General features: G+C 66.3%; 25 protein-coding genes. 17 read left to right on the top strand and 8 right to left on the bottom strand.

Features of this window, described 5'->3' with window-relative positions:
- Nucleotides 1–36 precede the first annotated feature (36 nt).
- On the top strand, nt 37–1,167 hold the full coding sequence (locus tag PKE80_RS13995; protein ID WP_430099199.1) for an SMP-30/gluconolactonase/LRE family protein: 1,131 nt from the start codon (nt 37–39) through the stop codon (nt 1,165–1,167).
- Between the two features lie 91 nt (nt 1,168–1,258).
- On the opposite strand, the gene PKE80_RS13990 is transcribed toward PKE80_RS13995, so the two are convergent.
- The 4 genes from PKE80_RS13990 to PKE80_RS13975 all read right to left on the bottom strand — a co-directional run bounded on the left by PKE80_RS13990 (nt 1,259) and on the right by PKE80_RS13975 (nt 5,587).
- Nucleotides 1,259–2,548 (bottom strand): hypothetical protein, encoded by a 1,290-nt coding sequence (locus PKE80_RS13990; RefSeq protein ID WP_271183006.1) that lies wholly within the window; start codon nt 2,546–2,548, stop codon nt 1,259–1,261.
- Complete coding sequence (locus PKE80_RS13985) at nt 2,496–3,137, bottom strand: sugar phosphate isomerase/epimerase family protein (RefSeq protein WP_271183005.1); 642 nt, start codon at nt 3,135–3,137, stop codon at nt 2,496–2,498. Before PKE80_RS13985 ends, PKE80_RS13990 begins: the two co-directional genes overlap by 53 nt.
- Nucleotides 3,138–3,298: 161 nt before the next feature.
- The gene (locus PKE80_RS13980; RefSeq protein ID WP_271183004.1) at nt 3,299–4,465 is read right to left on the bottom strand and encodes a sulfotransferase family protein; all 1,167 of its coding nucleotides are present in this window, start codon (nt 4,463–4,465) and stop codon (nt 3,299–3,301) included.
- Between the two features lie 3 nt (nt 4,466–4,468).
- Nucleotides 4,469–5,587, bottom strand: a complete 1,119-nt coding sequence (locus PKE80_RS13975; protein WP_271183003.1) for an LLM class flavin-dependent oxidoreductase — start codon at nt 5,585–5,587, stop codon at nt 4,469–4,471.
- Between the two features lie 133 nt (nt 5,588–5,720).
- Here PKE80_RS13975 and PKE80_RS13970 point away from each other — a divergent pair, with 133 nt between their 5' ends.
- Nucleotides 5,721–6,836, top strand: a complete 1,116-nt coding sequence (locus PKE80_RS13970) for a helix-turn-helix transcriptional regulator (RefSeq protein ID WP_271183002.1) — start codon at nt 5,721–5,723, stop codon at nt 6,834–6,836.
- A gap of 161 nt (nt 6,837–6,997) precedes the next feature.
- Here the strand turns inward: PKE80_RS13970 and PKE80_RS13965 are convergent, their stop codons facing one another.
- Nucleotides 6,998–7,900, bottom strand: a complete 903-nt coding sequence (locus tag PKE80_RS13965; protein WP_271183001.1) for a helix-turn-helix domain-containing protein — start codon at nt 7,898–7,900, stop codon at nt 6,998–7,000.
- Nucleotides 7,901–7,936: 36 nt separating this feature from the next.
- Between PKE80_RS13965 and PKE80_RS13960 the strand changes: the two genes are divergently transcribed.
- Nucleotides 7,937–8,077 (top strand): hypothetical protein, encoded by a 141-nt coding sequence (locus tag PKE80_RS13960; RefSeq protein ID WP_271183000.1) that lies wholly within the window; start codon nt 7,937–7,939, stop codon nt 8,075–8,077.
- A 9-nt stretch (nt 8,078–8,086) separates the two neighbouring features.
- Here the strand turns inward: PKE80_RS13960 and PKE80_RS13955 are convergent, their stop codons facing one another.
- Both PKE80_RS13955 and PKE80_RS13950 read right to left on the bottom strand, forming a co-directional pair.
- Entirely contained in the window at nt 8,087–9,235 is a 1,149-nt protein-coding gene (locus tag PKE80_RS13955) for an acyl-CoA dehydrogenase family protein (RefSeq protein ID WP_271182999.1), read from the bottom strand.
- Nucleotides 9,236–9,237: 2 nt separating this feature from the next.
- Nucleotides 9,238–10,737, bottom strand: a complete 1,500-nt coding sequence (locus PKE80_RS13950; RefSeq protein WP_271182998.1) for an acyl-CoA synthetase — start codon at nt 10,735–10,737, stop codon at nt 9,238–9,240.
- Between the two features lie 218 nt (nt 10,738–10,955).
- On the opposite strand from PKE80_RS13950, the gene PKE80_RS13945 reads away from it, so the two are divergent.
- Genes PKE80_RS13945 through PKE80_RS13920 form a run of 6 tightly spaced genes read left to right on the top strand, consistent with a single transcriptional unit; the run spans nt 10,956 to nt 18,246 of the window.
- The gene (locus tag PKE80_RS13945) at nt 10,956–13,199 is read left to right on the top strand and encodes a TonB-dependent receptor (protein ID WP_271182997.1); all 2,244 of its coding nucleotides are present in this window, start codon (nt 10,956–10,958) and stop codon (nt 13,197–13,199) included.
- A gap of 14 nt (nt 13,200–13,213) precedes the next feature.
- Complete coding sequence (locus PKE80_RS13940; RefSeq protein ID WP_271182996.1) at nt 13,214–14,446, top strand: cytochrome P450; 1,233 nt, start codon at nt 13,214–13,216, stop codon at nt 14,444–14,446.
- Nucleotides 14,447–14,460: 14 nt separating this feature from the next.
- Complete coding sequence (locus PKE80_RS13935; protein WP_271182995.1) at nt 14,461–15,918, top strand: aldehyde dehydrogenase family protein; 1,458 nt, start codon at nt 14,461–14,463, stop codon at nt 15,916–15,918.
- Nucleotides 15,915–16,331, top strand: coding sequence for a GFA family protein (locus PKE80_RS13930; protein WP_271182994.1), 417 nt, complete (start codon nt 15,915–15,917; stop codon nt 16,329–16,331). The genes PKE80_RS13935 and PKE80_RS13930 overlap by 4 nt, the downstream gene beginning before the upstream one ends.
- A complete protein-coding gene (locus PKE80_RS13925; protein ID WP_271182993.1) occupies nt 16,328–17,131 on the top strand; it encodes an SDR family NAD(P)-dependent oxidoreductase in 804 nt (267 codons plus the stop codon). Before PKE80_RS13930 ends, PKE80_RS13925 begins: the two co-directional genes overlap by 4 nt.
- Before the next feature lie 11 nt (nt 17,132–17,142).
- Nucleotides 17,143–18,246 (top strand): NAD(P)-dependent alcohol dehydrogenase, encoded by a 1,104-nt coding sequence (locus tag PKE80_RS13920; protein ID WP_271182992.1) that lies wholly within the window; start codon nt 17,143–17,145, stop codon nt 18,244–18,246.
- A 124-nt stretch (nt 18,247–18,370) separates the two neighbouring features.
- Here PKE80_RS13920 and PKE80_RS13915 read toward each other — a convergent pair whose 3' ends face one another.
- Nucleotides 18,371–19,006, bottom strand: a complete 636-nt coding sequence (locus PKE80_RS13915) for a TetR/AcrR family transcriptional regulator (RefSeq protein ID WP_271182991.1) — start codon at nt 19,004–19,006, stop codon at nt 18,371–18,373.
- Between the two features lie 144 nt (nt 19,007–19,150).
- On the opposite strand from PKE80_RS13915, the gene PKE80_RS13910 reads away from it, so the two are divergent.
- The 8 genes from PKE80_RS13910 to PKE80_RS13875 all read left to right on the top strand — a co-directional run bounded on the left by PKE80_RS13910 (nt 19,151) and on the right by PKE80_RS13875 (nt 26,389).
- Nucleotides 19,151–19,912, top strand: coding sequence for an SDR family NAD(P)-dependent oxidoreductase (locus PKE80_RS13910; protein WP_271182990.1), 762 nt, complete (start codon nt 19,151–19,153; stop codon nt 19,910–19,912).
- Nucleotides 19,909–21,102, top strand: a complete 1,194-nt coding sequence (locus PKE80_RS13905; protein WP_271182989.1) for an acyl-CoA dehydrogenase family protein — start codon at nt 19,909–19,911, stop codon at nt 21,100–21,102. Before PKE80_RS13910 ends, PKE80_RS13905 begins: the two co-directional genes overlap by 4 nt.
- The gene (locus PKE80_RS13900) at nt 21,089–22,162 is read left to right on the top strand and encodes a phosphotransferase (RefSeq protein ID WP_271182988.1); all 1,074 of its coding nucleotides are present in this window, start codon (nt 21,089–21,091) and stop codon (nt 22,160–22,162) included. Before PKE80_RS13905 ends, PKE80_RS13900 begins: the two co-directional genes overlap by 14 nt.
- Nucleotides 22,159–22,950, top strand: coding sequence for an enoyl-CoA hydratase/isomerase family protein (locus PKE80_RS13895; RefSeq protein WP_271182987.1), 792 nt, complete (start codon nt 22,159–22,161; stop codon nt 22,948–22,950). The genes PKE80_RS13900 and PKE80_RS13895 overlap by 4 nt, the downstream gene beginning before the upstream one ends.
- A gap of 2 nt (nt 22,951–22,952) precedes the next feature.
- The gene (locus tag PKE80_RS13890; protein ID WP_271182986.1) at nt 22,953–24,113 is read left to right on the top strand and encodes an acetyl-CoA C-acetyltransferase; all 1,161 of its coding nucleotides are present in this window, start codon (nt 22,953–22,955) and stop codon (nt 24,111–24,113) included.
- Nucleotides 24,113–25,105, top strand: coding sequence for an NAD(P)H-dependent flavin oxidoreductase (locus PKE80_RS13885; protein ID WP_271182985.1), 993 nt, complete (start codon nt 24,113–24,115; stop codon nt 25,103–25,105). Before PKE80_RS13890 ends, PKE80_RS13885 begins: the two co-directional genes overlap by 1 nt.
- Nucleotides 25,102–25,875 (top strand): enoyl-CoA hydratase-related protein, encoded by a 774-nt coding sequence (locus PKE80_RS13880; protein WP_271182984.1) that lies wholly within the window; start codon nt 25,102–25,104, stop codon nt 25,873–25,875. Before PKE80_RS13885 ends, PKE80_RS13880 begins: the two co-directional genes overlap by 4 nt.
- Before the next feature lie 61 nt (nt 25,876–25,936).
- Nucleotides 25,937–26,389, top strand: coding sequence for a TonB-dependent receptor domain-containing protein (locus tag PKE80_RS13875; RefSeq protein WP_271182983.1), 453 nt, complete (start codon nt 25,937–25,939; stop codon nt 26,387–26,389).
- Nucleotides 26,390–26,473 lie beyond the last annotated feature (84 nt).

Genomic DNA, 26,473 nt, shown 5'->3' with positions numbered 1-26,473 from the left:
CGGCGAGCCGTCTTTTCCTATGAAACTGGAGATTTCATGGACTATATCAGATGTTTAGTCCTTGCGGCGGGCATCCTTACCGCCCTGTTTTCTAACGTGTCATCAGCTACGCCCGGGCATGCCGCTTCCGCATCCCCTGAGCCATGTAAACTCACGGGCGAACTGAGGCCTTATTGCGGCGTTCCTTTCCCCGAGGATCTTGAGCCTATCCCCGGGACGCACAGTGTAATTGCCAGCGACATGCACCTGAAGGCTGGGCCCACGGGCATAGAGCCGCAGCCGGGTGTATTGAAGCTGGTCGATCTTGAGAACGGTATGGTCACGCCGCTCTATCCTGCTGCCTCGACGGCTCGAGGGCGGCTGGGCTGGGGTGATCCGGCGTGTACGCAGGAAATCGGGAAGGCGTTGCTGCCCCACGGTATCCACCTCTCGCGTCGGCAGGACGGCGCGTGGCAGCTTCTCGTCGTCAATCACGGAAGCCGGGAGTCGGTGGAGTTCCTGGAACTTCTGCCGAGGGGCAAGCGATGGTTCGCGCGGTGGCGTGGCTGCGTCGTCGCGCCCGCTTCCAGCCATCTGAATGACGTTGCGGCCCTGCCGGGCGGAGGGTTTCTCGTATCGACGATGCACATGGGCAACAGCGCGGCGACGCGCGAGGCCGCCAGTCGTGCCGCCAAAGGCGAGAACACAGGTTTTCTGTGGCGTTGGTCACCGGGCAGCATGATCGCGCGCCAGCCTGGAAGCGATACTCCGATGCCTAACGGAGTGCAGGTCGATCATGCCGGCCGATACGCCTATATCAATACGGCAAGCCAGGGCGGTGACGTGCGCAAACTCGACCTCGCCAGCGGACAGGTGGTCGCGACTGTGGCGGTGCCGAACCCCGATAACGCATCATGGACGATGGCCGGGCGCTTGCTTGTGGGAGGTGTTGCGGCCGGACCGAAGCCGATGGCGTGCTTCGTTGATCCTGCAGCGCCCTGCCCGGTGCCCTCGGAAGTCTACGAGATCGATGTAAAGGCGATGACGGCGCAACGCATCTTTGCTCACACCGGCGCGCCGCTCAATGCTGCTACGGTGGCGGTGCAGGCTGACGACGACCTGCTGATCGGCAGCTGCTTCGGGGACAGTTTTGTCGCAGTCAAAGGCGTCTTCCGGGCCGATGAATGATGCTAGGGTTCAGGAGAACAAACCTGACCAAATCAAGATTGCACTTGAAACCCTCCGGATTGCGTACCGTGCAGCGACTGATGCGAGACCGTCAGATACCGTAGCGACGTTTGATTGCACGGTAGCGATCACGCCGCATCTTCTCGCGCTCGGCGGGAGTGACGTGTGCTGTATCGCCGGGAAGGTGGTCCAACAGGTTTTCGCGTGCGACGAGCTTTGTACGAAACTGCGCAGCGTCCTGCGTAAGCAGGTTGCGGTACGTCAGGTTGCCCTCGCGGAAGCCCTGGGTGTCCAGCCAGTTATGGACGCCCGGATCGTCGTGAGCGAGCACCAGGCGCACAACTCCGTCGGTATCGATGTGCGTGCGGCCGGGCGTGTAGCTGACCGGCCGGTACAGGAAATCCATCGAGCCCATGAAGGCGCCCCCCATGCCGAAAATCCAGAAGCCGGGGTGCATGTCCATCTCGACGATAAGCGCTTCGTCCGGTTCCAGTTTCCAGACCATGTGCGCGGCCATGCGCCCGCGCTTCACGTCAGTAGCATCGTTGGCGATCCGGCCTGAAGGAAACGCATTGAGCGCGTTTGGATCGCATACCCCGTGCGATGTTTGCCATGCATGTTCGGGCCAGTCGCGCATCACGCCATTGATGAACGTTCCAGCCCATTCCATCGCCTCGATCATACGCCCCGGCGTGGGGAGCGGCCTTGCCCCTGCCATGTCGAGGGCTTCGATGGTGAGGGTTGTGGGCGTTTCGTCCCAGTCGTCGAAAGCCTCGCGAATGAACAACTTGCGACTGCCGGCAGTGGTGGGGAGCCAATTGCATGGCCGTGGAGCACCGCCAACGAACAGTTCGAAGTCGCCCTGGGCATCGCCTTTGATCTGTGACCCAAGGATGTTGCATTGGGGAATGTCGCCGAAGGGCTCGTGAAGTGATGGCCAGTCAGTATCGGGGATCGTGGCCGGGCGAGGGCCTTGGACGGTCACGTTGAGCCAGCGTGCGCTGCCCTTGCGGCCGGTGATGCGATAGGTCCGGCTTCCGTCGATCCATGCCTGACGATAGGTGAAGTCGGCAAGGTCGCCGCCAAGCTTTCGGGTCGGCGTGACGAAGGGGTGAATCTGAGGGAATGCGGGGTCGCGGGTTTCCAGCGCAAGATCGAAGGCCTGGCCCAGGTTCTGTGTCAGGAAACGGAAGGCATCGGCCCGCTGCAGCGGATCGGCGGGATTGGCATTCTTGAATGTCGCGAGCCCCGCGTCCTTGAGGTCGTTGCAGAACTTCTCCCATGCCACACGCAATGATGTGTCGTCCGGTCCATCGCCACAGGCCATTTCAGGCTCCAAGTTTATCGAGCAGGTCAGAAAGATAGTGGGCGGCACGCGCACAGGCTTCGCGCGCACCCTCGGCCGCGATGCGTGGACCGACCAGTTCGAGGTCGAACAGGCCGGAGTATCCGAGATCCAGCACATCGCGCAGAATGGCCTCGAGCGGGATTGAGCCGTCTCCCGGCACCGCGCGGCAGGGCGTGCTACGATCGCCGAGAACGTAGTCGCTGACCTGGACGAGCGCAGTCAGAGGCATGGCCCGGGCAAGGTTGCCGTGCAAGTCGGCTTCGGTCCAACATGCATGCAGTTCCGCGCAGATGCCGATACCCGCGATTTGGGCAAGGCGGGTCGCATCGGGCAGGGTATGGGCCATGTGAATGTCCGCATTGAGCGCGGAGCTATTCTCAACCAGCAGGCGAATGCCGGCATTTCTCGCAGCATCGCGGCAGGGCGCCAGCAGGTCGGCGAAGCGCATTGCGCCCTCGTCCCAGGACAATGTGCCGCGTCCTCCGGTAAGAAGATAGATCGCAGGCGCGCCAAGTTCGCTTGCGATCTCGATGCTGTCGAGGAGCTTTTCGGCGGCGGTGCCGTCATCGCTTTCGAGGTTCGGGTGTACCGCGAAGAGATGGTTGATGCAGCCGACTTTCACTGGGCTCTGTTTGATGCTCGATCGGCTTTCCTTCGTCTGCATGCAAGGCGCGGCCAGAGTGCAGTGCTGCACGCCGATGCTGCAGCAGAAATCAAGGAATACCGCCGTGGGGTCGGCGATGAAAGCCACCTGATGCAGACTGATGCGGGGATGCACCGGCCTTATCCGCGCACTTCGACGGGAACGCCGAATCGCTCGCGGAACGGGGCGAACTCGGCATTGAGATCGCCGATCGCATAGCCGGCATCGACAAGAACCTGTGTAGAGTAGTGGAACTTGCCGTGGCGATCGCCACGGTTATCGGCAAGGTAGGCGCGCATGGCCTGTTCTTGCCGCGCGCCGAATTCGCGTTTCGCGAAGCCGTAGTACCCACGCAAGGTGCCGATGGGGTCTGCGACGAAATCGGTGTAACGGACGTGATGGATGCGGGGGTCGTTTACCAGCGGATCACTCATGGTATGGCCGATTGACCAGCGCACACGTTCGAGGTGTGCCTGAGCTTCCTTTACCAAATCAATCTGGCCGACGATGCCTTCCATGATGTCCGCCATCATCATCGTCGAACTGGCGGCAACCATCACCGGGTCGCGGTGCAGCCAGACCAGCGTGGCATCGGGATAAGTGTCGAAAAATGCCTTGAGGCGGGTGGTGTGAAAACCCTTGAGCACCCAGTATTTCGGCTGGCGACGGTACTGGAAAGCCTGCAACATGGCCTTGTGGATGCGGTACTGCGCCGGTGCATCGGTCGGGAGACCCATGGCCAAGTTTTGCATCGGCACACGCCACCAGGCGGTCGGCGTCATGACGCGAAAATCGAAGGCCCAGGTCCGCTCGTCCTCAGGCAGGCCGTTGCCGAGCATGTCGTTATAAGGGTGGCAGTGTAGCCACTTGGCCATCTTGGCATTGATCTCCCGCCATTCGGCGTCGGCAAGGAGATAGCGCGCATCTGCTCCCTCTATTGTTCCCGGTGGTGGCGAGGGGTGCATGACTTCGGCGAAGCGCAATGCCCGGGCATCGGGGTCGACCGACATGAGCGCGTGCATAAGCGTGGTCCCCGATCGCGGCTCGCCACTGGTGAACATCGGGCGCTCGATCACTTCGGCGGCCAGCGGAAACCTGTTGCGGTCATCGAAGAAGCGCAGGCGGTCGGTAAGCAGCCAGCGGATATTTTCTGCCGCCGCCTGCCGTCCGGGCTCGTCCATCGGAATGGATTGTATATGCGCAACGGCAAGCGTGAAGCGCTCCTGGAAGCTGTCGTCTGCCCAGTCGGACAGGCCAGTTTCAGCCATCGCATTTTCCAGCAATTGCTGCGCGTCGAGCCGGGCCACCGTTCAGCCTTCCACCAGTCGGGCGATCTCGTCCTCGGTCTCACGGACTTTGGCGGCGGAACTCGCGGCGAATTTCATGCCGCCCATCGCGCCGTACTCCATCAATTTGTAGACGCGCATCCCGGCATCGGCGAAGCCCTTGACCCTCAATGCGACTTCCTTCGGTGTACCGACAGGCAGGATGTCGCGGATGGCCTGCGGGTTCATCTCGTCGCAGAATTTCAACATGGCTTTGCGGCTGAGCTTTACGGGGTCGAAATCCATGATGCCGCGCCAGTCCGGCCCCATCGGGTGATCGTGGCCAAACTGCGCCAGATCCTTTGCGGTAATCATGAGCACGATCGATTTGACCATCGGCGCGCGCAACATTTCGTCGATCTCATCGGGCTCGCCGATTAGCGCCATCTGGGTGATCGCCGGGGTGAACTGGCTCATGTCCCGCCCTGCCGCCTCGCCTGCGTCAAGGATTAGCTTGAGCTTGGCCGCATAGTCCTCGGGCGTCCAGGAGCCTGCTGGCCACCAGCCGTCCGCCTCGCGCCCGGTGATGCCAAGCATTCTCGGCCCTGCGGCTCCCAGCCAGATCGGCGGCGGCTTACCTTCGTAAAGCTCGGTGTCCATCCGCGCGTGGTGGAGGTGGAAGAAGTCGCCTTCGAAATCGACTGGTCCATCCGAGTGCCACAGCAGCTTGATGACCTTGATAGCCTCTTCCAGCCTGCCGACCGGCTTCGCGAAATCGAAACCATAGGGCACGATGTTTTCCAACTCGCCCGAGCCGAGCCCAAGGATAAACCGGCCTTTCGACAGATGGCTTACGGTCAGGGCAGATTGCGCCAGGAGCGAAGGATGTCTGCGTACCGTATCGACCACCGTAGTCGCGATCGGGGTGTTCCGCGTCAGCACGGCGGTGGCCGCACTGACCGCGATACCGTCCAGATGTCGGTGCGGGCTGGGCGAGGAGATCGCGAGATCGGTGAACTCCGGCGTCCAGATCGAATCTGGCCAGAAGCTGACCATGTGATCGGGCAGCCAGATCGAATGGTAGCGACCCGAATCGTACTCGCCCGCCATGTCGATGCCGAGCGGCAGGGTCGTGCGCAGGAAGGCGGCGGGCCGGACTTTCATCGGATAGTCACATTCATCGGCTCATCCTCTTGCGGTGCATCGTGGGTACGATGCGTGCCTTTCGGCCCTTTGTTCGATGACCATGGGTGGTCTAGGCACCGGGTGAAGCAAATTCCCATTTGGGGATGAGGCGATGCCCGGAGAGAGCCTGACGATCGAACATCTGATCGCCCCGCTGATCGGCGGGCTGGTGGAATATCCGCCCTGGCGCGCGTTCCTCGACGTCTTGCGGGCGGAGGTTGCGGGTGATTATGCCAGCCTCGTATTCCGTCCGCTGCCGCTGGGGACGCCTGAGGCGCGGGTGATCCACCTCTATTCCGGCGCGCCATCGCCAGCGCCGGTTTCGCGTCTGTATCGCGAGGACCTCTATCTGCGCGATCCGATGCCTTATCACGAGATGGTGGAGGGGCGCACGTACCGGCTCGATCAATTGTTGCATTTCGGGGAGCCGGCGCATGACGCCTATCTCACCCAGTTGCTGGTACCTTCCGGCATGAATCATATGCGCATGATCCGCTTTGCCGCACGTGAGGGCACTAGCAGCTGGATCACGGTGACCCGGCGCAATAGGGAGTTCGAAGCAGAAGTCGATCGTCTGCTCGAAGCGATGGCGCCGTATATGCGTGCCGCGCTTGGCAGCTTCGTGGCGTTGGAGCGTGAGCGGATGACCGCGACCGTCACGCAAGAAGCGGTTCGTCGGATGAGTTTTGGGTGGCTCACCCTTGACGGAGAAGGGCGCGTTCTCGATGCCGATGCGCATGGTTCGCGCATGCTGGACGCGGGTAATCGCATAGCGCGGGGCAGGGACGGCAAGCTGACGGCCCATGACACGGCGCTGCGTCGCCAACTACTTGCCGCGGTGCGCGAACTGGCGGTTGACCCACAAGCGCCGCCACAGGCGATCGTGCTTGCGCGTGAACCGTGGCTCGACCTGCTTATGCTTCCGTCCGGGCAGCGGACGGGAACGACACAGGCGGCGCCGGCGATCGTGTGCTACCTCCATGCCGACAACTGGTCCTCGACCGACTGCTGCAATCAACTAGCCCAACTGTTCGACCTCACCCCGAGTGAGGCGCGGCTGGCGTTGGCGTTGAGTCGCGGCATGTCGATTGCAGAGGCCGCCGGACAAGTGGGCCTGACGGTTGAATCGGCGCGCACCTATTCCAAGCGGATTTACGCCAAGACCGGCGCGCGAAGTCATGCAGACCTCGTGCGGTTCATTCATCGCTCGGTACTGGTCATCGCGTGAAACGGCATGGAACCGTGCAGCTAAATTTCACCGATCATTTTTCAGATAAAATCTTTTATCAAAAAATTGATTTTTCTGCTTAAATACATCTTATTATCTCAATGCGAAGGCGTCGAACCATCGAGATCCTCGATCGAGGATCTCGATGGCTTGATATGACATCATGACAACTCAATTGATGTTCTTCCGCTACGATAGCGCGACGGCGTTTCCCCGCAGAACTTTAGGAATGCCCTGTTGAAGCTGCTCTGGCTGCCGAAGCCCAGCAGTTCCGCGATCACGTTCATCGGCGCATCGGACTGTGCCAGCATCTGCTGCGCGCGCTCCAGCCGGGTCTTGAGCACGAACTGGTGCGGCGTCATGTTGGTCGCCTTGCGGAATACGCGGCACAAGTGGGAAGGCGTGATTCCGGCGTCGGCGGCCATCTTCTCCAGGCTGTGCTCCGCCTCGGGATGGCGGCGGATGGTATCCATCATGTGGTGGATGCGGTAGGAGGAGAACGCCGAAACCGGGAAATCGGCCGCCGTCGTGCGCGCCGGGCCGCGCAGCATGTGCGCCTTCAGCGCGTCGATCAGCGAGGCGACGTAGATGTCACGGGCGCCCGATTTTGGTTCGTAAAGCTCGGCCAGGATCTGTCGCGAGAGGGCGGAGCCGAGCGGATCGTTGAAGGCGAAGCGCATGCGCGAGAACTGGTCGAGCACCGAGGCCGAGCGCAGTTCGTCGGAATCGATGCTGAGCGTGATGACGTCCAGTTCGCCGTCGACCAGCCAGCGCGTCTGCATCGTCGCGGGCACGATGGTCGCCGCGCCGGGATAGGCGGCATCGTCGCTCCAGCCGTCGCGGTCCCAGGTGCGCACGTTGGCCTTGCCCGCAAGCTGCACCACGAACAGCGGATCGGGCAGACCGGGCAGGGCATAGCTGCCCACGAACTGGCGCCAGCGGCTGAAACGCCAGCGTCCGTCGCTTGATTCCAGGCTGACCTCGGGGCCGCGCCGCAAGGTGTCGGCAATGATTGCCTCGCCGTGCCATGTGCTGGGCGAGGCGATGTCGCATGCGGCGATCATCGCGGCGCACCCTGGGCGGTGGCTCGCGATCGCTGCATGGAGACGATCGTGGCGATTGCGTCCATTGTCATCCTTTTCCCGGTCCGGCAGGCTGTGCTGCTCTTCGATCGGGACAGGGTAACGCAAAATCCGCGCAATGCCTTGTCGAAAATGCGCATCGATTTTGACGTTTCTTGATCTGCCGGACTACGGCACTCCCCGTTCGTCCAGCCCCATGCCGCGTGCGATGATCTCAAGCATGATCTCGTTCGATCCGGCGAAGATGCGGCTGATGCGCGCGTCGGTGTACATGCGGCTGATGCGGTACTCGTCCATGTAGCCCGCGCCGCCGTGGAGCTGGACCCCCAGGTCGGCGGCCTCGCCCTCCAGTTCGCTGGCCACCAGCTTGGCCGCCGCCGCGTCCTCGGGCGTCAGGCGCGCGGCATTGGCGAGGAGCACCAGCTGGTCGATCCACGCCTGCGCCGCGTCGATCCGGCTGCGCAGCGCGGCAAGGCGGAAACGGTTGTGCTGGAACAGGCCGACGGGGCGTCCGAAAGCGGTGCGCGTCGCCGCGAAGTCCAGCGTCAGCGCCAGCGCGGTCTGTGCCGCCGCGATGCTGGCGATGGCTGCGATCAGCCGCTCGGTGGCAAGGAAGCGCATCAGCGCGGGCAGGCCCGCCTCGGGGTCGCCGAGCACGTTGTCACCGGGCACTTGTACGTCGTTGAAGAACAGCTCGGCGGTATCCTGCGCTGCGAGGCCCATCTTGCCCAGCTTCCCGCCCCGCTCGAAGCCCTCCATGCCGCGTTCGACGATGAAGAGGCCCAGCGTCTTCTCTCCCGTGCGCGCGGCGACGACCACCGCGTCGGCAAGGATGCCGTTGGAGATGTAGGTCTTGGCGCCGGTCAGCCGCCAGCCGTCGCCCTCCCGGACGGCGCGGGTGCGGATCGCCCGCAGGTCGCTGCCGCCGCCTGCCTCGGTCATCGCGATGGCCAGGATCGTCTCGCCCGAGACTACGCGCGGCATCAGCCGGCCCTGCAGGGCCGGCGTGCCCAGCGCGGCGATGTAGGGGGCGACGAGATTGCTGTGCAGGTGCAGGTAGAACCCCGGCTCGCCGCCGCGCACGTTCTCCTCAATGACGATCTGGTCGAAGCGCAGGTCCGCCACGCCCGCGCCGCCGTGGGCGGGGTCGGCCCAGAGACACAGCAGTCCGACGGCCCCCGCCTTGCGGTACACCTCGCGCTCGACGATGCCTTCGCGCCGCCAGCGCTCGGCGTGGGGAGCGACTTCGGCGGCCATGAACCGCGCGGCCGAGGCGCGGAACAGGTCGTGCTCCTCTTCGAAGATCAGGCGTTGCACGGTCAGCGGGCCTTGAATTCGTCGATCAGCTTGCGCTTCATGAGCTTTCCGGTGGGTTCGCGCGGAAGTTCGTCGCGGAATTCGAACGTCTTCGGCGTCTTCACGCTGCCCAGCGCGGCGCGGACGAAGGCGCCAAGTTCCTCCGCAAGCGCAGGGCCGGCGGTTGCCCCCTCGGCGGCGCGAACGACGGCGAGCACGCATTCGCCCATCTCCTCGTGCGGGACGCCGATCACCGCCACGTCGGCGACCTTGGGGTGGGTGATGAGGTGGTTTTCGATCTCTTGCGGGTAGATGTTCACCCCGCCCGAGATGATCATGAAACTGCGCCGGTCGGTGAGGAACAGATAGCCATCCGCATCGACGTGGCCGACGTCGCCCAGCGTCGCCCAGCCCCGGTCGTTGTGGGCTGTAGCGGTCTTGTGTGGATCGTTGTGGTAGACGAACGATGGCCCATCGGCGAAATAGACGTCGCCGGTCTCCCCGGGGGGCAGTTCGCGGCCTTCGGGGTCCAGCACCTTCACTTTGCCCAGCACCGCCTTGCCGACCGAGCCGGGCCGCTCCAGCCACTCGGCCGAGGACAGCGCGGTAATCCCGCAGCATTCGGTGCCCGAGTAGTACTCGTGGACGATCGGCCCCCACCAGTCGATCATCGCCTGCTTGACCGGCACCGGGCAGGGCGCGGCGGCGTGGATCACCGCTCGCAGCGAGGAATGATCGCGCCGCGCGCGCGCTTCGGGCGGGAGTTTCAGTAACCGCACGAAGTGCGTGGGCACCCATGTCGCGTGGGTGATGCTGTGGCTCTCGATGAGCGCGAGCGCTTCCTCGGCATCGAAGCGCTCCATGATGACCACGGTGCCGCCGAGCCGATGGATCGTCATCGCCCAGCGCAGCGGCGCTGCGTGGTAGAGCGGCGAGGTGGAGAGGTACACGGTGTCCTCGCCCATGCCGTAGAGCGCGGTGCCCATCGTTTCCAGCGGCGTCGTCTCGTCCAGCGGGCCTTGCGGCAGCGGCGGCTGCACGCCCTTGGGACGGCCCGTGGTGCCCGAGGAATAGAGCATGTCGGTGCCCGCGCTTTCGTCCGCCACTGGGGTTTCGGGATAGTGCGCGATCGCGCTGCGCCAGCGGCCGGCATCGTAGCTTTCCACCCCGGGCGCATCGCGCAGGGCCTCGGCGGCGAGGGGGGCGAGGCGGTCGGAGTGGACCAGCAGCCGTGCTCCGGAATCGCGCAGGATATAGGCGATGTCCGCCGCGCCCAGCTTGGTCGAGATGCTGGTGAGGTAGAGCCCGGTGCGCTGCGCGGCCCAGGCGACGTCGAAGATCGCGCTTTCGTTGTCCATCAGCAGGGCCACGACGTCGCCGCGCCGCGCGCCGAGGTGGCGCAGCAGGTGGGCGCCGCGATTGGCGGCGGCTTCCAGTTCGCCGTAGCTGACCGTCTCTCCCGTCGCCGGAATGACGAGGGCGGGGCGCTGCGCATCGCTGAAGGCGAAGGGCCTGGGGTGCATCGATGAAACCTCTCTCGGGCAAGTTCGGGCGCGGACTCTGTCGATCCGCCGTCTCCGCGACATTGGGGCGCAAGAGGGCGAGGGCTCAAGGCGAGCGCAAGAAATGACAAAAACGGGATCAAGCCCGGTTAAAGCCATGGAGGCCCGCAGCGGCTAGTCATGGGGCAACCCGACGAAGCCCCTGAGATGAAAAACGGGGCGAGGGAGGAGAGGTGCACATGAACATCACCAAGGCTGGAATCGCGTCCGTCATCCTGAGCTGCGGCGTTTCCAACATCGCGCTCGCGCAAGAGGCGACGCAGGCTCCGCAGGGCAGCGACGCCGTTGCCGGAGACATCATCGTCACCGCGCAGCGCCGTTCGCAGTCGCTGCTCGACGTGCCGCTGGCGATCTCTGCATTGGGCGGTGACGCACTGGAATCAAAGGGAATTACCAACTCCGCCTCACTCGCGACGGCGGTGCCGAACCTGCAGGTCAGCAGCTCGTTCGGGCGCACCCAGCCCAACTTCTCGCTGCGCGGCATCAGCGTGGCGAACGAGTTCAACTCCAACCAGGCATCGCCGGTCGGCGTCTACATCGACGACGTCTACATCGCCGCGCGCACCAGCCATGGCATGGGCCTGTTCGACCTCGACCGCGTGGAAGTGCTGCGCGGCCCGCAAGGCACGCTTTTCGGCCGGAATACGACCGGCGGCGCCATCAATTTCATCACGCGGCAACCGGCACTCAACGGCACTCAAGGCTACCTTCAGGCGGGCTACGGCAACTACAACACGTTCAAGGCGCAGGGCGCGGTAGAGACAACCATGGTCGAGGATGAACTCGGCCTGCGCATCGCCGCGAACTACGAAAAGGGCGACGGACAGATCCGCAACGTCTACCCCGGCGGCCGCGATGCCAACAGCGTGGACTCGCTGCAGGGCCGCGTCGCCCTGCGCGCCAAGCCCGGCAACGGCGCCGTCGACATCAAGATCCGCGCCTATGCCGGACGCGATCGCGGCACGCAGGCGACCCCGCTCGGCATCCCGAGCGAACGCGCCGCATCGAACCTCGGCTTCTTCGAGATCAACGAGAACCGCGTCGGCCTCAGCCGCACCGACGCATGGGGCATCGCGGGCAACGTCTCGGTGGAGTTGAGCCCCACCGTCACCTTCACCTCGATCACATCGTATGACGGCGGCAAGCTCGATCTCGATCAGGCGGCTGATGGATCGCCCAACGACGTGCTCGACATCACGTGGCAGTCCGGATTCCGCCAGTTCAGCGAGGAAGCGCGGATCAATTACGAAGGCGATGCGCTGAAACTCGTCGGCGGCCTGTTCTATGGCTGGGACCGCACCGTCACCGACAACCGCTTCAACATCGGCAGCGCGCTGGGCGCGGGCGTCGACGGCGGGTTCTTCCAGCACTACCGCCAGAGCCGCCGCTCCTACGCCGCGTTCCTTCAGGGCGACTACGACCTGACCGACAAGCTCGTCCTGACGCTGGGCGCGCGCTACACCTGGGATCGCGGCCAGTACCGCGACGGCTATGCCTTCCTGTTCGCGGGCGGCGTGGACGATGCGATGACGCCGATCGCCTCCACCGTGCCGTGCAGCGGCGCGCCGGGCACTTGCGCCTACGACCCCAACGCGCGTTTCAACCTCGACGGCAAGAACAACGCGCTCACCGGCCGCGCTGCGCTGAGCTATACCTTCGACAACGGGTTGCTGGTCTACGCCAGCTACAGCCGCGGCTATCGTTCGGGCGCGTTCAACGGCGGCAGCTACACCTCCTCGGCAGGCGTCAACTACGTCGAGCCCGAGCGCGTCAATGCCTACGAGGCGGGCGTGAAGGGCCGCCTGCTGGGCAACATGTTGACGCTGTCGGCGGCGGGGTTCTACTACGACTACACCAACCAGCAGGTGCAGGACTTGCGCGCCGGTCCGGTCAACTTCCTCGTCAACGCACCCAAGGCCGAAGTCTACGGCGGCGAGATCGAGGCCACCTTGCGCCCCGCGCCCGGCTTCACGATCAACGCCTCGGGCGGCTATCTCCACGCGACCTACAAGGAACTGTCGCTGCAGGGCGTCGACCTGTCCGGCAACGCGCTGCCCTTCGCTCCGCGCTGGACCGCGCAGTTCGGAGTGGACTGGAAGGTGTTCGACACCGGGCGCGACAGCGTGACTTTCTCGCCCTCGGTCAACTACTTCAGCCGCCAGTACTTCTCGCCCTTCAACACGACCGACGTGGCGGGCACCGGACAAGTCAATTCCGAACTGCAGCAGGGTGCCTATGCCAAGGTCGATGCGGCGCTCGCCTGGCAGCATGACAACATCGAGCTGCGCGGCTGGATCAACAACGCATTCAACCGCAAGGTGCTGGCCTACGGCCTCGACCTGCGCGGTGCGGGCTTCAACTACAACCTGCTCGTCCCCGCCGCGCCGCGTACCTACGGCGTGACCGCGCGCGTCAGCTTTTGAGCGGAGGGAACGCCATGAGCCCGACCCTGACTCGACCGGACCTCAAAGATCCCGACCTCTACCTCGACCGCGCGCCGCATGACGTGTTCGAAATGCTGCGCAGCATGGAGCCGGTCTACTGGAACCCGGAAAGCGACGGGGCGGGCTTCTGGTCGCTCACCCGCTATGCCGATATCGTCGAGGTATCGCGCAATCCGGCGCTGTTCTCCTCGGCCAGCGAAAACGGCGGCCACCGCATCTTCAACGAGAATGAGGTGGGACTGACGGGCGCGGGGGAATCGGCGATCGGGGTGCCGTTCATCTCGATCGACCCGCCCACGCATACCCAGTACCGCAAGTTCATCATGCCTGCCGTAGCCCCGGGTCGCCTTGCCGGGATCGAGGAGCGCATCCGCGAACGCTGCCTTGCGCTGGTGGACAAGATCCCGCTCGGCGAGCCTGTGAACATCGTGCCGCTGCTGTCCGCGCCGCTGCCGCTGCTGACCTTGTGCGAGCTGTTCGACCTGCCCGCGGACATGTGGGTGAAGCTCTACGACTGGACCAACGCCTTCGTCGGCGAGGACGACCCGGACTTCCGCCAGAGCCCCGAGGCGATGGCGACGATCCTCGGCGAATTCATGGCCTTCTGCGGTCAGCTGTTCGAGGAACGCCGCGCCGCGCCGGGGCAGGATCTTGCCACCTTGCTGGCGACGATGGAGGTGAACGGTAGCCCTGTCACCTTGCGCGAATTCACCGGCAACATGATCCTCGCGCTGGTCGGCGCCAATGAGACGACACGCAATTCGCTGAGCCACAGCATAGTCGCCTTCGCCGAGAACCCCGATCAGTGGGACCGCATCCGCGCCGAGCCTGACCTTCTGAAGAACGCCGTGCGCGAGATGGTACGGTACGCCAGCCCGGTCATGCATATGCGCCGCACCGCCATGGCGGATACCGAGATCGGCGGGCAGGCGATCCGCAAGGGCGACAAGGTCGTGATGTGGTATATCGCCGCCAACCGCGACGAAAGCGTGTTCCCCGATCCGCACCGCTTCGACGTAGGGCGCGGCAATATCCAGCACTTGGGCTTCGGCACCGGGCAGCATGTCTGCGTCGGCTCGCGGCTGGCGGAGATGCAACTGCGCGTCGCTTTCGGCATCCTGGCCGAGCGGGTGGCGGGCTTTACGGTCCAGTCGCCTCCGCGCCGGTTCCGGTCCAATTTCATCAACGGCCTCAAGAACCTCGACGTAGTGCTGGCCCCGGCGTGACAGGAGACACGACTTTGCTTGGTTTCGACGGTCTGGAACTTCCCTATCTGGCGCTGACGGCGGGCGGGGACCGGCTGGCCACGGCGGCGACGCTGCCCGATGTGGACCCGTGCTCGGAAACCACTTTCGCGGAAATCCCGGTGGCCTCCGCCTCCGACGTCGATCAGGTGGTGGAGGCGGCATGGCAGGCTTTCCGCGCGCCTCAATGGCGCGGCCTTGCCCTGCTGGCGCGCGAGCGGCTGCTGCACAAGCTGGCCGATGCGATGGAAGCTGACCTGCCGCGCCTCGCCGCGCTGGAGGCGCTCGATACCGGCAAGCCCGTCAGCATTGTCGAGGCAGTGGACATTCCCGCCGCGATTTCCTGGCTGCGCGCCTATGCGGGCTGGCCTTCGAAGCTGGCGGGCCGGGCGGGGACGCTTTCCGCGACGCCGGGCGACTATCACGTCTATTCGCGGCGTGAGCCGATCGGCGTCGTCGCGGCGATCACGCCGTGGAATTTCCCGCTGGTGCTGGCGATGTGGAAGGTCGCACCGGCGCTGGCGGCGGGCTGCACCGTCGTCCTGAAGCCCGCGCCGGAGACCCCGCTCAGCGCGCTGCGGCTGGTCGAACTGGCGCGCATCGCGGGGCTTCCCGAAGGCGTGCTCGGCGTTGTCACCGGAGACGGCGCGACCGGCGCGGCGCTGGCCGCGCACCCGCGCATCGTCAAGGTGGCCTTCACCGGCTCCACCGCGACCGGGCAGGCGATCCTCGCCGCCTCGGTGCCGGACCTCAAGCGCGTGACGCTGGAACTGGGCGGCAAGTCGCCCTCGATCATCTGCGCCGATGCCGATCTTGCTTCCGCCATCCCGCAGGCGGCGATGGGGTGCTTCTTCAACTCAGGCCAGGTCTGCTACGCGGGCACGCGGCTCTACGTGCACAGCTCGGTCTACGACGAAGTGCTCGAAGGCATCGCCGCCGTCGGCAGTGCGCAGAAGCTGGGGCCAAGTGCAGACCGCGCCAGCCAGCTCGGCCCGCTCATCAGCGCCCGCCAGCACGCGCGCGTCACGGGCTTCGTCGAGCGGGCAAGGGCAGCCGGGATCGAGGTCATGCCGTCCGCCGCCGCGTTGCCCGAGCGCGGCTTCTACCACGCTCCCACGGTGCTGCGAAACGTCCCCGCCGCCGCCGAAGTGATGCGCGACGAGGTGTTCGGCCCGGTCCTCGCCACCGCGCCGTTCGACGATATCGAGGAAGCCATCGCGCTCGCCAACGACAGCGCCTTCGGCCTTGCCGCGCATGTCTTCACCCGCGATCTGGCCACCGCGCACCGGGCCTCCGCCGCGCTGGAGGCGGGCACCGTTTTCGTCAACTGCGTGATGCTGGCCGACCCGGCCTTCCCCTTCGGCGGCATGAAGATGTCCGGCATCGGGCGCGAAAGCGGCAGCGAAGTGCTCGACGCCTATCTGGAACCCAAGTCGGTGGTGATGGCCCTATGACGCAGGAAACCCATTCCGGCGGCTGCCTCTGCGGGCAGCTCCGCTATGCTTTCGAGGGCGAGCCGCTGCTCGCCGCAGTATGCCACTGCCGCCATTGCCAGCGACAGTCCGGCAGCGCCTTTTCGCTGGTCATCGCGGTGACCGACGCGGCCTTCTCCCGGCAGGGCGAGACGCGGGTGTTCGAGGATGTGGGCGACAGCGGCCAGCCCGTTTCGCGCCACTTCTGCCGCACTTGCGGCTCGCCCATCGTCTCGATCGCGGGCGCGCTGCCGGGGCTGACGCTCATCAAGGGCGGCACCCTCGACGAACCGGGGCGCTGGACGCCCGCCCTCGAAGCCTACTGCGATGGCAGCCTGCCATGGCTCCCTCCCGTGGCCGCCGAGCGCCACGCCCGTTCCAATATCGGAGAATGACCATGCCGAGTGCCCTGTTCGACCTGACCGGCAAGACCTGCTGGATCACCGGCGCCGCCTCGGGCATCGGCCGGGAGACGGCGCTGACGCTCGCCCGCCAGGGTGCTAGCGTAATCGCCAGCGACCTCAACCTCGACGGTGCGCGCGACACGGCGGCAGCCTGCGGCGATGCGCTGGCATTGGCGCACGACGTCAGCGACGAGGCCGCCTGGGCGACCTGCGCCGCCGCCGTTAAGGAGCGCTTCGGCAAGCTCGACGTGCTGGTGAACAACGCCGGCATCATGATCTCGCGCCCATTCTCCGAGGCCCCGGTGGAGATTCTGCGCCGCCAGAGCCGCATCAACGTCGAAAGCGTCTACATCGGCATGCAGACCGCCGAGCCGCTGATGAAGGCCGCCATCGCAGGGGGCGCCGCAGGGGCCTCGATCATCAACCTGGCCTCGATTTACGGCAAGGTCGCGGGTGCGCAGTTCGCCGCCTACAGCGCCACCAAGGGCGCGGTGCGGGCGCTCAGCAAGGCGGTCGCCTACGAGTGGGCGAGCGCGGGCATCCGCGTGAACTGCGTGCTGCCCGGTCCGGTCCAGACCAACCTCGGCGCCGACTGGGAGCCGCCGGTGGATGCACAGGGCAATCCGATCCCGCCCGAAGTCGCGCTGGCGGCCTGGGCGTCGCTGATCCCGATGAAGCGCCTCGGCGTGGCGAGCGACATCGCGCCGATGATCGCATACCTTGCCAGCGACGCTGCCGCTTTCGTGACCGGCGCCGAATTCACCGCCGACGGCGGCTACACCGCAGCCTGAGGAGAGCCCCCATGCACACCACCGCCGCCATCGCGCGCGAGGCCCACGGTGACTTCACCGTCGAGCCGGTCGACCTTGCCGAGCCCCGCGCGGGTGAGGTGCGGGTGCGGATCGCGGGCGTCGGCCTGTGCCACACCGACCTCATCGCGCGCGACCAGTTCATCCCGATCCCGCTGCCCGCCGTGCTCGGCCACGAAGGCGCCGGGTTCGTCGAGGCCGTGGGCGAAGGCGTGACCAAGGTCGCGGTCGGCGACCGGGTGGTGCTGGGATTCTCCAGTTGCGGCCACTGCCCCCGCTGCGAAGAACACCTGCCCTCCTACTGCCGCGAATTCCCGGTGCTGAACTACGCAGGCGCGCGGGGCGACGGCAGCACCGCGATCAGCATCGACGGCGTGCCGGTCTCGGCCAACTTCTTCGGCCAGTCCTCCTTCGCCGCCCATGCCGTGACGCACGAACGCAACCTCGTGAGGATCGAGGCCGAGGACGTGCCGCTCGAACTGCTGGGGCCCTTGGGCTGCGGATTCCAGACTGGCGCGGGCGGCGTGATACGCTCGCTGGCGTGCCCGGCGGGATCGAGCATCGCGATCTTCGGCGGCGGCCCGGTGGGGCTGGCGGCGGTCATGGGCGCGGTGGTGCAGGAATGCGCGACGATCATCCTCGTCGAACCCTTCGCCACCCGCCGCGCCATGGCGCTGGACCTTGGCGCAACCCACGTCATCGATCCGGCTGAGGGCGATGTCGGCGCCGCGATCCGGGCGATCCTCCCCGATGGCGTGGAGTTCGCCTTCGAGACGAGCGGGCGCGAGGCTGTCGTCGAAACCGCGCTGGCATCGTTGTCCAGCCACGGCCTGCTGGGCCTTGTCGGCGTGCCCCCTCGGCCCGAGAGCAGCCTGTCGATCAACCTCGCCTCGCTCATCACTTACGGCCACCGCATCCACGGCATCGTCGAGGGCGACAGCGACCTCCAGACTTTCATCCCGCAGTTGGTCGAGCTTTACCGCGAAGGCCGCTTCCCGTTCGACAAGCTGATCCGCACTTACCCCCTCGCGCAGATCAACGAGGCGGTCGCCGCGCAACTGAGCGGTGAGTGCATCAAGGCAGTGCTGGTCCCCTAGAGAGCACGATGTCTCTGCACCCTTTCGTCATTGCGAGCGTAGCGAAGCAACCCAGGGCCGCGCAAACCGCCCTGGATTGCTTCGCTGCGCTCGCAATGACGAGGGTGGGGTAATGCGCAGGGCGTCACCCCCGCGGCGCGAGGCCCCGGACCAGCACGTCGACCATCGTGGCGGCCAGTTCCTCGGCGCTCTGTCCGCCTTGGGCCGCGTACCATTGTCCTGGCCAGTTGAGCGCGCCCGCCAGCGTGAACGCGGTCATCCGCACATCGAGCGGTGCGATCGAGCCGTCCTCGACGCCCGCCGCCACCAGATCGCGCATCGCCTGGTCGATCCGCCGCTTGAGCGCCCGGAAATGCGCGCGGCCTTCTTCGGACAGCACGTTGTCGTCGGTGCGCACCACGCAGCGGCCGAAATCGTCCATGTTGATCTCGGCATAGCGGCGCAGGAAATGCGTGAGGCGCGTCAGCCCGTTGCCCGGTTCGCGCTCGGCCTCCGCCGCCGCCTCGCGCAGCAGGTCGAGGCCGCGGCTGATGCACTCCAGCAGCACCTGCTCCTTGTTGCCGAGGTAGCGGTAGATCGTCGGCTTGCTGATGCGCAGGCTGGCGGCGACCTCGTCCAGCGAGGCGGCCTGAAAGCCGCGCGCGTTGAAGGCGCGCACGGCCGCAAGCAGCACGGCCTCGCGCTTCTGGTCCTTCTCGCGAAGGCGGTCCTCGGGCGAACGGAACGGGGAATCGATGAAGTCTTGCTCAGGTGTCGTCACGGCTTTTCCTTGTTGGGCGACATTGACAAGAAACGCGTCGTTATGCAACGTACTCACGAGTACATAAGAAACCAATGAGTTTCATGAGCCCACCGGAGACGCGATTCGCGCTGGTCCGGCGGGCGGTTTGGAAAGGGATTCCTGATGAAGATCGAAGGCATGGCGGCAATCGTGACCGGCGGCGCATCCGGCCTTGGCGCGGGCACCGCGCGGCGGCTGGCGGCCGCGGGGGCCAAGGTGACCCTGTTCGACCTCAACGCCGAACTGGGCGCGGCGACAGCACGCGAGATCGGCGGGCACTTCGTATCGGTCAACGTGACCGACGAGGCCGCCGTCGAGACCGCGCTGGAAGAGGCTGAGGCGCTGAACGGCAAGGCGCGAATCCTCGTCAACTGCGCCGGGATCGGCCCTCCCGCCAAAGTGATCGGGCGCGACGGCAAGGCGATCCCGCTGGCGGATTTCTCGAAGATCGTGACGATCAACCTGATCGGCAGCTTCAACGTCCTGTCGAAGTTCGCCGCCCGCCTGCACGATGCCGATCCCATCGGCGAGGAGCGCGGGGTGATCGTCAACACCGCCTCGGTCGCGGCCTATGACGGGCAGATCGGGCAGGCGGCCTATGCGGCGTCGAAGGGCGGCATCGTCGGCCTGACGTTGCCGGTGGCGCGTGAATTCGCCCGCTACGGCATCCGCGTGATGACGATCGCGCCGGGCATCTTCTGGACCCCGCTGCTGGCGACGCTGCCGCAGGAGGCGCAGGATTCGCTGGGCAAGCAGGTGCCGTTCCCCAGCCGTCTGGGCCAGCCCGACGAATATGCGCAGCTGGTCGAGAGCATCGTCACCAACCCGATGCTCAATGGTGAGACGATCCGTCTTGACGGCGCCATTCGGATGGCGCCGAAGTGAGCGGCTCGGGGGAAGGTGCCGGTCCCGAACTGACCGCTGAGATCGCCGCGAAAGTCGAAGCCTTCGTGCGCGATGTCGTCGCGCCTTACGAGAAGGACCCGCGCCGCGATCACCACGATTGCCCGAGCGAGGAACTGGTCGCCGAACTGAAGGACAAGGCGCGCGCCGCCGGGGTGCTGACGCCGCATATCCTGCCCGACGGCCGCCACCTGACCCAGCGCGAGACGGCGGTGGTGCTGCGCGCCTCGGGCCTGTCGCCGCTCGGGCCGCTGGCGCTCAACACCGCTGCGCCGGACGAGGGCAATATGTACCTGCTCGGCAAGGTGGGAAGTGCGGCGATCAAGGAGCGGTTCCTGAAGCCGCTGGTGGAAGGGCGCGCGCGCTCGGCCTTCTTCATGACCGAACCGGCGGACGAGAACGGCGCCGGTTCCGACCCTTCGATGATGCTGACGACCTGCCATCTCGACGGCAATCACTGGGTCATCAACGGGCGCAAGGCGTTCATCACCGGGGCGGAAGGCGCGCAAGTGGGCATCGTCATGGCGAAGTCCGAGGACGGGGCCTGCATGTTCCTGGTCGATCTGCCCGATCCGGCGATCCGCATTGAGCATGTGCCCAACACCATCGATTCCTCGATGCCCGGCGGCCATGCCGTCGTCGCCATCGAGAACTTGCGCGTGCCTGCCGACCAGATGCTGGGGCAGTCGGGCGAGGGGTTCCGTTATGCGCAAGTGCGGCTCGCGCCCGCGCGGCTGTCGCACTGCATGCGCTGGCTGGGCGCCTGCATCCGCGCCAACGAGATCGCCACCGACTACGCAAACCGCCGCATGGCCTTCGGCAAGGCGCTGATCGACCATGAAGGCGTCGGCTTCATGCTGGCCGAAAACCTGATCGACCTGAAGCAGAGCGAACTGATCATCGACTGGTGCGCGGACGTGCTCGACGCGGGCGAAGCGGGCGGCACCGAAAGCTCGATGGCCAAGGTCGCGGTGTCCGAGGCGCTGATGCGGGTGGCGGATCGCTGCGTGCAGATGATGGGCGGGCAGGGCGTGACCGCCAACACCATCGTCGAGCAGGTGTTCCGCGAGATCCGCGCCTTCCGCATCTACGACGGTCCCACCGAAGTCCACAAGTGGAGCCTCGCCAAGAAGATCAAGCGCGACTGGAAGGCGGCTCATGAGCAGCACTGACGCCGCCGCCAATGCCGGCACCGGCGCGGTGCGCGAGGGCTATCGCTTCGACGAGGCCCGGCTGGAGGCGTGGATGGACGCGCATGTCGAGGGCTTCGCCGGGCCGCTCACGGTCGAGCAGTTCAAGGGCGGGCAGTCCAATCCGACCTACAAGCTGGTGACGCCAGGCCGCGCCTACGTCCTGCGCCGCAAGCCGCCGGGGCAGGTGCTGAAAGGCGCCCACGCGGTCGAGCGCGAGGCGCGGGTGCTGTCGGCGCTAGGGGCGACGGGTTTCCCGGTGGCGCATGTCCATGGCCTGTGTCTGGACGAGAGCGTCATCGGCAGTTGGTTCTACGTGATGGAGATGGTCGAGGGGCGCATCTTCTGGGACGCGACGTTCCCTGATGTCCCGCGTGAGGAGCGCGCCGCCTACTTCGCCGCGATGAACGAGACGATCGCCGCGCTGCACCGGATCGAGCCGGACGCGGTGGGGCTGGGCGACTACGGCAAGCCGGGCAATTACTTCGAGCGCCAGATCGCCCGCTGGTCGCGCCAGTATCTGGAGGACACCGAGGCGGGCCGCGATCCGGGCATGGACCGGCTGATCGAATGGCTCCCCACGGCGATCCCGGCGGGCGACGAGACGCGCATCGTGCACGGCGACTTCCGCTGCGACAACATGATATTCCACCCCACCGAGCCGCGCGTGCTGGCGGTTCTGGACTGGGAGCTTTCGACGCTGGGGCACCCCTTGGCCGACTTTGCGTATCACGCGATGATGTTCCGCATGCCGCCCGATATCGTGGCGGGGCTGGGCGGGGCCGACATCACGGCGCTCGGCATCCCGAGCGAGGCCGAATACCTTGCCGCCTATTGTCGCAACGTCGGCCGCCCGCCGATCTCGGAGCAGGACTATGCGTTCTGCATCGCGTTCAACTACTTCCGGCTGGCGGCGATCTTCCATGGCATCAAGGGGCGCGTGATCCGGGGCACGGCGGCGTCCGAACACGCCCGTGAACGCGCTGCCAGCCTGCCGCGCATCGTCGCGCTGGCGGTGGAAAGCATGGAGGCCTGCCTGTGAGTGAAGCACCTGTCGTCCTGTTCGAGGTGACCGAGGGCGTGGCCCGCGTCACCCTCAACCGGCCCGAGGCGGGCAATGCCATCGACCTCGCCATGGCCCGCGCGCTGGCCGAGATCGCCATCCGCTGCGAGACGGACACCACGATCCGCTGCGTGGTCCTCACCGGCGCGGGGCGGCTGTTCTGCGCGGGCGGCGACGTGGGGCTGTTCAAGTCCTCGGGCGATCATGTCGATGCACTGCTGAGCGAACTGGCGGGCACGCTGCACATGGCGCTCACCCGCTTCGCGCGCATGGCCAAGCCGCTCTTGGTGCTGGTCAACGGCCCGGCGGCGGGGGCGGGCCTAAGCCTCGCGATCGGCGGTGACGTGGTGCTCTGCGCGCGATCCGCGCACTTCACCGCCGCTTACGGCACGCTCGGCCTGACGCCCGACGGCGGCATGAGCTGGTGGCTGCCGCGCCTCGTGGGCCTCCGCAAGGCGCAGGAGATCATCCTCACCAACCGCCGCATCAAGGCCGACGAAGCCGAGGCGATCGGCATGGTCACCCGCACCGTCGATGACGAGGCGCTGGCGGCCGAAGGCGATGCGCTCGCCGCCCGCCTTGCCGATGCCGCCGTGGGTGCGCTCGGCGCGGCGCGGGGACTGCTGCGGCAGAGTCTCGAAACCAGCCTCGACGCGCAGCTGGAACGCGAAGTCGCGGCGATCACCCGATCGGGCGCCTCACCCGAATGCCGCGAGGGCCTTGCCGCCTACTTCGAAAAGCGCTCTCCCAACTTCAAGGATCTGTGACCATGGCCGAAGCCTATATCGTCGAAGCCGTCCGCACCGCAGGTGGGCGCCGCAACGGCAAGCTCGCGGGATGGCACCCTGCCGACATGGCGGGCGAGGTGCTCAACGCGCTGGTGGACCGCGCCGGGCTGGACCCGGCGGTGGTCGAGGACGTCATCCTCGGCTGCGTGACGCAGGCGGGCGAACAGGCCTTCGCCTTCGCGCGCAATGCGGTGCTGGCCTCGAAGCTGCCGGTCAGCGTGCCCGCCGTCACCATCGACCGGCAGTGCGGCTCCTCGCAGCAGTCGGTGCAGTTCGCGGCGCAGGCGGTCATGTCCGGCATGCAGGACGTGGTGATCGCGGCGGGCGCGGAGAGCATGACGCGCGTGCCGATGTTCTCCAACACCGCCTATCACGCCAAGGAAGGCGTCGGCATCGGCCCGTTCAGCCCGCGCATCCAGCAGCGCTTCGGGGTGGAGGGCTTCAGCCAGTTCGGCGGAGCGGAGATGATCGCCGCCAAGTACGGCTTCGACCGCGAGACGCTCGACCGCTTCGCGCTGGAAAGCCACCGCCGCGCCGCCGCCGCCACGAAGGCCGGCGCGTTCGAGCGCGAGATCGTGCCGCTGGATGTGGACGGCGTGCCCCACGTCACCGACGAGGGCATCCGCTACGACGCGACGCTGGAAAGCATCGGCTCGGTCAGGCTGCTGCAGGAGGGCGGGGTGATTTCCGCCGCCAACGCCAGCCAGATCTGCGACGGTGCCTCGGGCGCGCTGGTGGTGTCGGAGCGGGCGCTCAAGGACTACGGCCTTACCCCGATCGCGCGGATCGTCGACATGGTGGTGACGGCGGGCGATCCGGTCATCATGCTGGAGGAACCGATCCCGGCGACGCAAAAGGCGCTCAAGCGCGCCGGACTGCGGATCGAGGATATCGACCTCTACGAAGTGAACGAGGCCTTCGCGCCGGTGCCGCTGGCCTGGCTTCAGGCGCTGGGCGGCGATCCTGAAAAGCTCAACGTCAACGGCGGCGCCATCGCGCTGGGCCATCCGCTGGGCGCCAGCGGCACTAAGCTGATGGCCACGCTCGTCCACGCCCTGAAGGCGCGCGGCAAGCGCTATGGCCTGCAGACCATGTGCGAAGGCGGCGGCATCGCCAACGTCACCATTCTGGAGGCGCTGTAATGACCTTGCGCACGCGCTTCACCGACCTCGTCGGCATCGAGCATCCGATCGTTCAGGGCGGGATGATGTGGGTGGGCCGCGCCGAACTGGCGGCGGCGGTCTCCAACGCGGGCGGGCTCGGCATCCTGACCGCGCTGACCCAGCCCACGCCCGACGACCTGCGCCGCGAGATCGAGCGCTGCCGGACCCTGACCGACAAGCCCTTCGGCGTGAACCTGACGATCCTGCCCTCGGTTTCGCCGCCGCCTTATGCCGAGTATCGCAAGGCCATCATCGACAGCGGCGTCACCATCGTCGAAACCGCAGGCCACCGCCCGCAGGAGCATGTCGAGGATTTCAAGGCCCACGGCGTCACCGTGATCCACAAGTGCACGGCCGTCCGCCACGCCCTGTCGGCCGAGCGGATGGGCGTGGACGCGATCTCGATCGATGGCTTCGAGTGCGCGGGCCATCCGGGCGAGGACGATATTCCGGGCCTCATCCTGATCCCGGCGGCGGCGGACAAGCTGACGATCCCGATGATCGCCAGCGGCGGCTTCGGCGACGGGCGCGGCCTCGCCGCCGCTCTGGCGCTGGGGGCGGACGGCATCAACATGGGCACCCGCTTCTGCGCCACGGTGGAAGCGCCAATCCACGAGCGGGTGAAGCAGTTCATCGTCGACAACGACGAGCGCGGCACCAACCTCATCTTCCGCAAGTTCCACAATACCGGCCGCGTCGCCAAGAACAGCGTGTCCGATCAGGTGGTGGAGATTTCCGCCCGCGACGGCGCGGTGTTCGAGGACATCCGCCCGCTGGTCTCGGGCGCGAAGGGGCGCACGGCGCTGGAGACGGGCGATCTCGACGCCGGGCTCGTCTGGGCCGGGCAAGTGCAGGGGCTGATCCACGACATTCCGACATGCGCCGAACTGGTCGGCCGGATCGTGCACGATGCGGAAAGCATCATCGTCTCGCGGCTGGCGGGCATGGTCGCGGAGCAGGTGACGGCATGAGCGAACTCGTCATCGTCACGCGCGAAGGGCCGCTGACGATCATCACCATCAACCGGCCCGAGGCGAGCAATGCCCTGAATGCCGACGCGCAAGTCGCGATGGACGCGGCCTTCGATGCCTTCGCGGCGGATGACGACCAGTGGGTCGCCATCGTCACCGGGGCGGGGCCGAAGGCGTTCTGCGCCGGGCACGATCTCAAGCAGCAGGCGGCGGGCGGGGAACTGGTGTCGCCGCCCAACGGCTTCGGCGGGCTGACCGGGCGCAAGGGGCTGACCAAGCCGGTGATTGCCGCCGTCAACGGCGTGGCGATGGGTGGCGGCTTCGAACTGGCGCTGGCCTGCGACATCGTGGTTGCAGCGGCCCACGCGGCTTTCGCGCTGCCCGAGGTCCGCGTCGGGCTGGCGGCGCTGGGCGGCGGTATCCAGATCCTGCCGCAAGTGGTCGGGGCCAAGCACGCGATGGGAATGCTGCTGACCGGACGGCGCGTATCTGCGCAGGAGGGCCACGCGCTCGGCTTCGTCAACGAGGTGGCCGAAGGCGATGTGCTGGAAGCGGCCCGGCGCTGGGCGGAGCAGATCCTCGGCGGCAGCCCGATGGCGGTGCGCGCCACCAAGGAAGCGGTCGGGCTCGGCCTGTCCACGCCTTACGACCAGGCTTTCGCCGAGCAGTGGAGCTACCCTGCGATGCAGGCGATGCTGTCGTCCGAGGATTACGTCGAAGGTCCGCGCGCCTTCGCCGAGAAGCGCAAGCCGGAGTGGAAGGGACGCTGATCTTCCCTTCGTCATTGCGAGCGTAGCGAAGCAATCCAGGGCAGTTGAGCGCCGCCCTGGATTGCTTCGCTACGCTCGCCGGCTCACCCTGCGCGGCTCGGTTGGGTATGCGGACTCGAAGATCAAGGACTTCGCCGGGTACGACGCCTTCAACACTCCCGTGGACCTCAGCGGCAAGTCGTTCAACTTCTCGCCCAAGTGGACCGCCAACGCGGATGTCGAATATCGTTTCCCGGTCGGGAGCATGGAGGCCTTCGTCGGCGGCGACATGTCGTACAACGGCGCGACATATGCCGACCTTGCGCAGACGTCCTCGCTGCGGATCGATCCCTATACGATCTACGGCGTACGGGCGGGCGTCGGCGCGCCCGATCGCAGCTGGACGGCGACCGTTTGGGGCAAGAACGTGTCCAACAAGTATTACTGGTACAACGTGCAGGTCGGTTACGACACGATCTGGCGGCTGACCGGAATGCCCGCGACGTACGGCGCGACACTGTCGTTCAGGATGTAGGTGACTCTCCGACTGGCCCCGCCTGCGTCCGGCACGAAGGCGGGGCTCGTTTGAGGGCAGGATACGTCCGCAAAGACGGCGGTA

The sequence above is a fragment of the Novosphingobium resinovorum genome (assembly GCF_027922145.1).
Lineage (GTDB): Bacteria > Pseudomonadota > Alphaproteobacteria > Sphingomonadales > Sphingomonadaceae > Novosphingobium > Novosphingobium resinovorum.
This window is presented reverse-complemented; position numbering and strand designations above follow the sequence as displayed.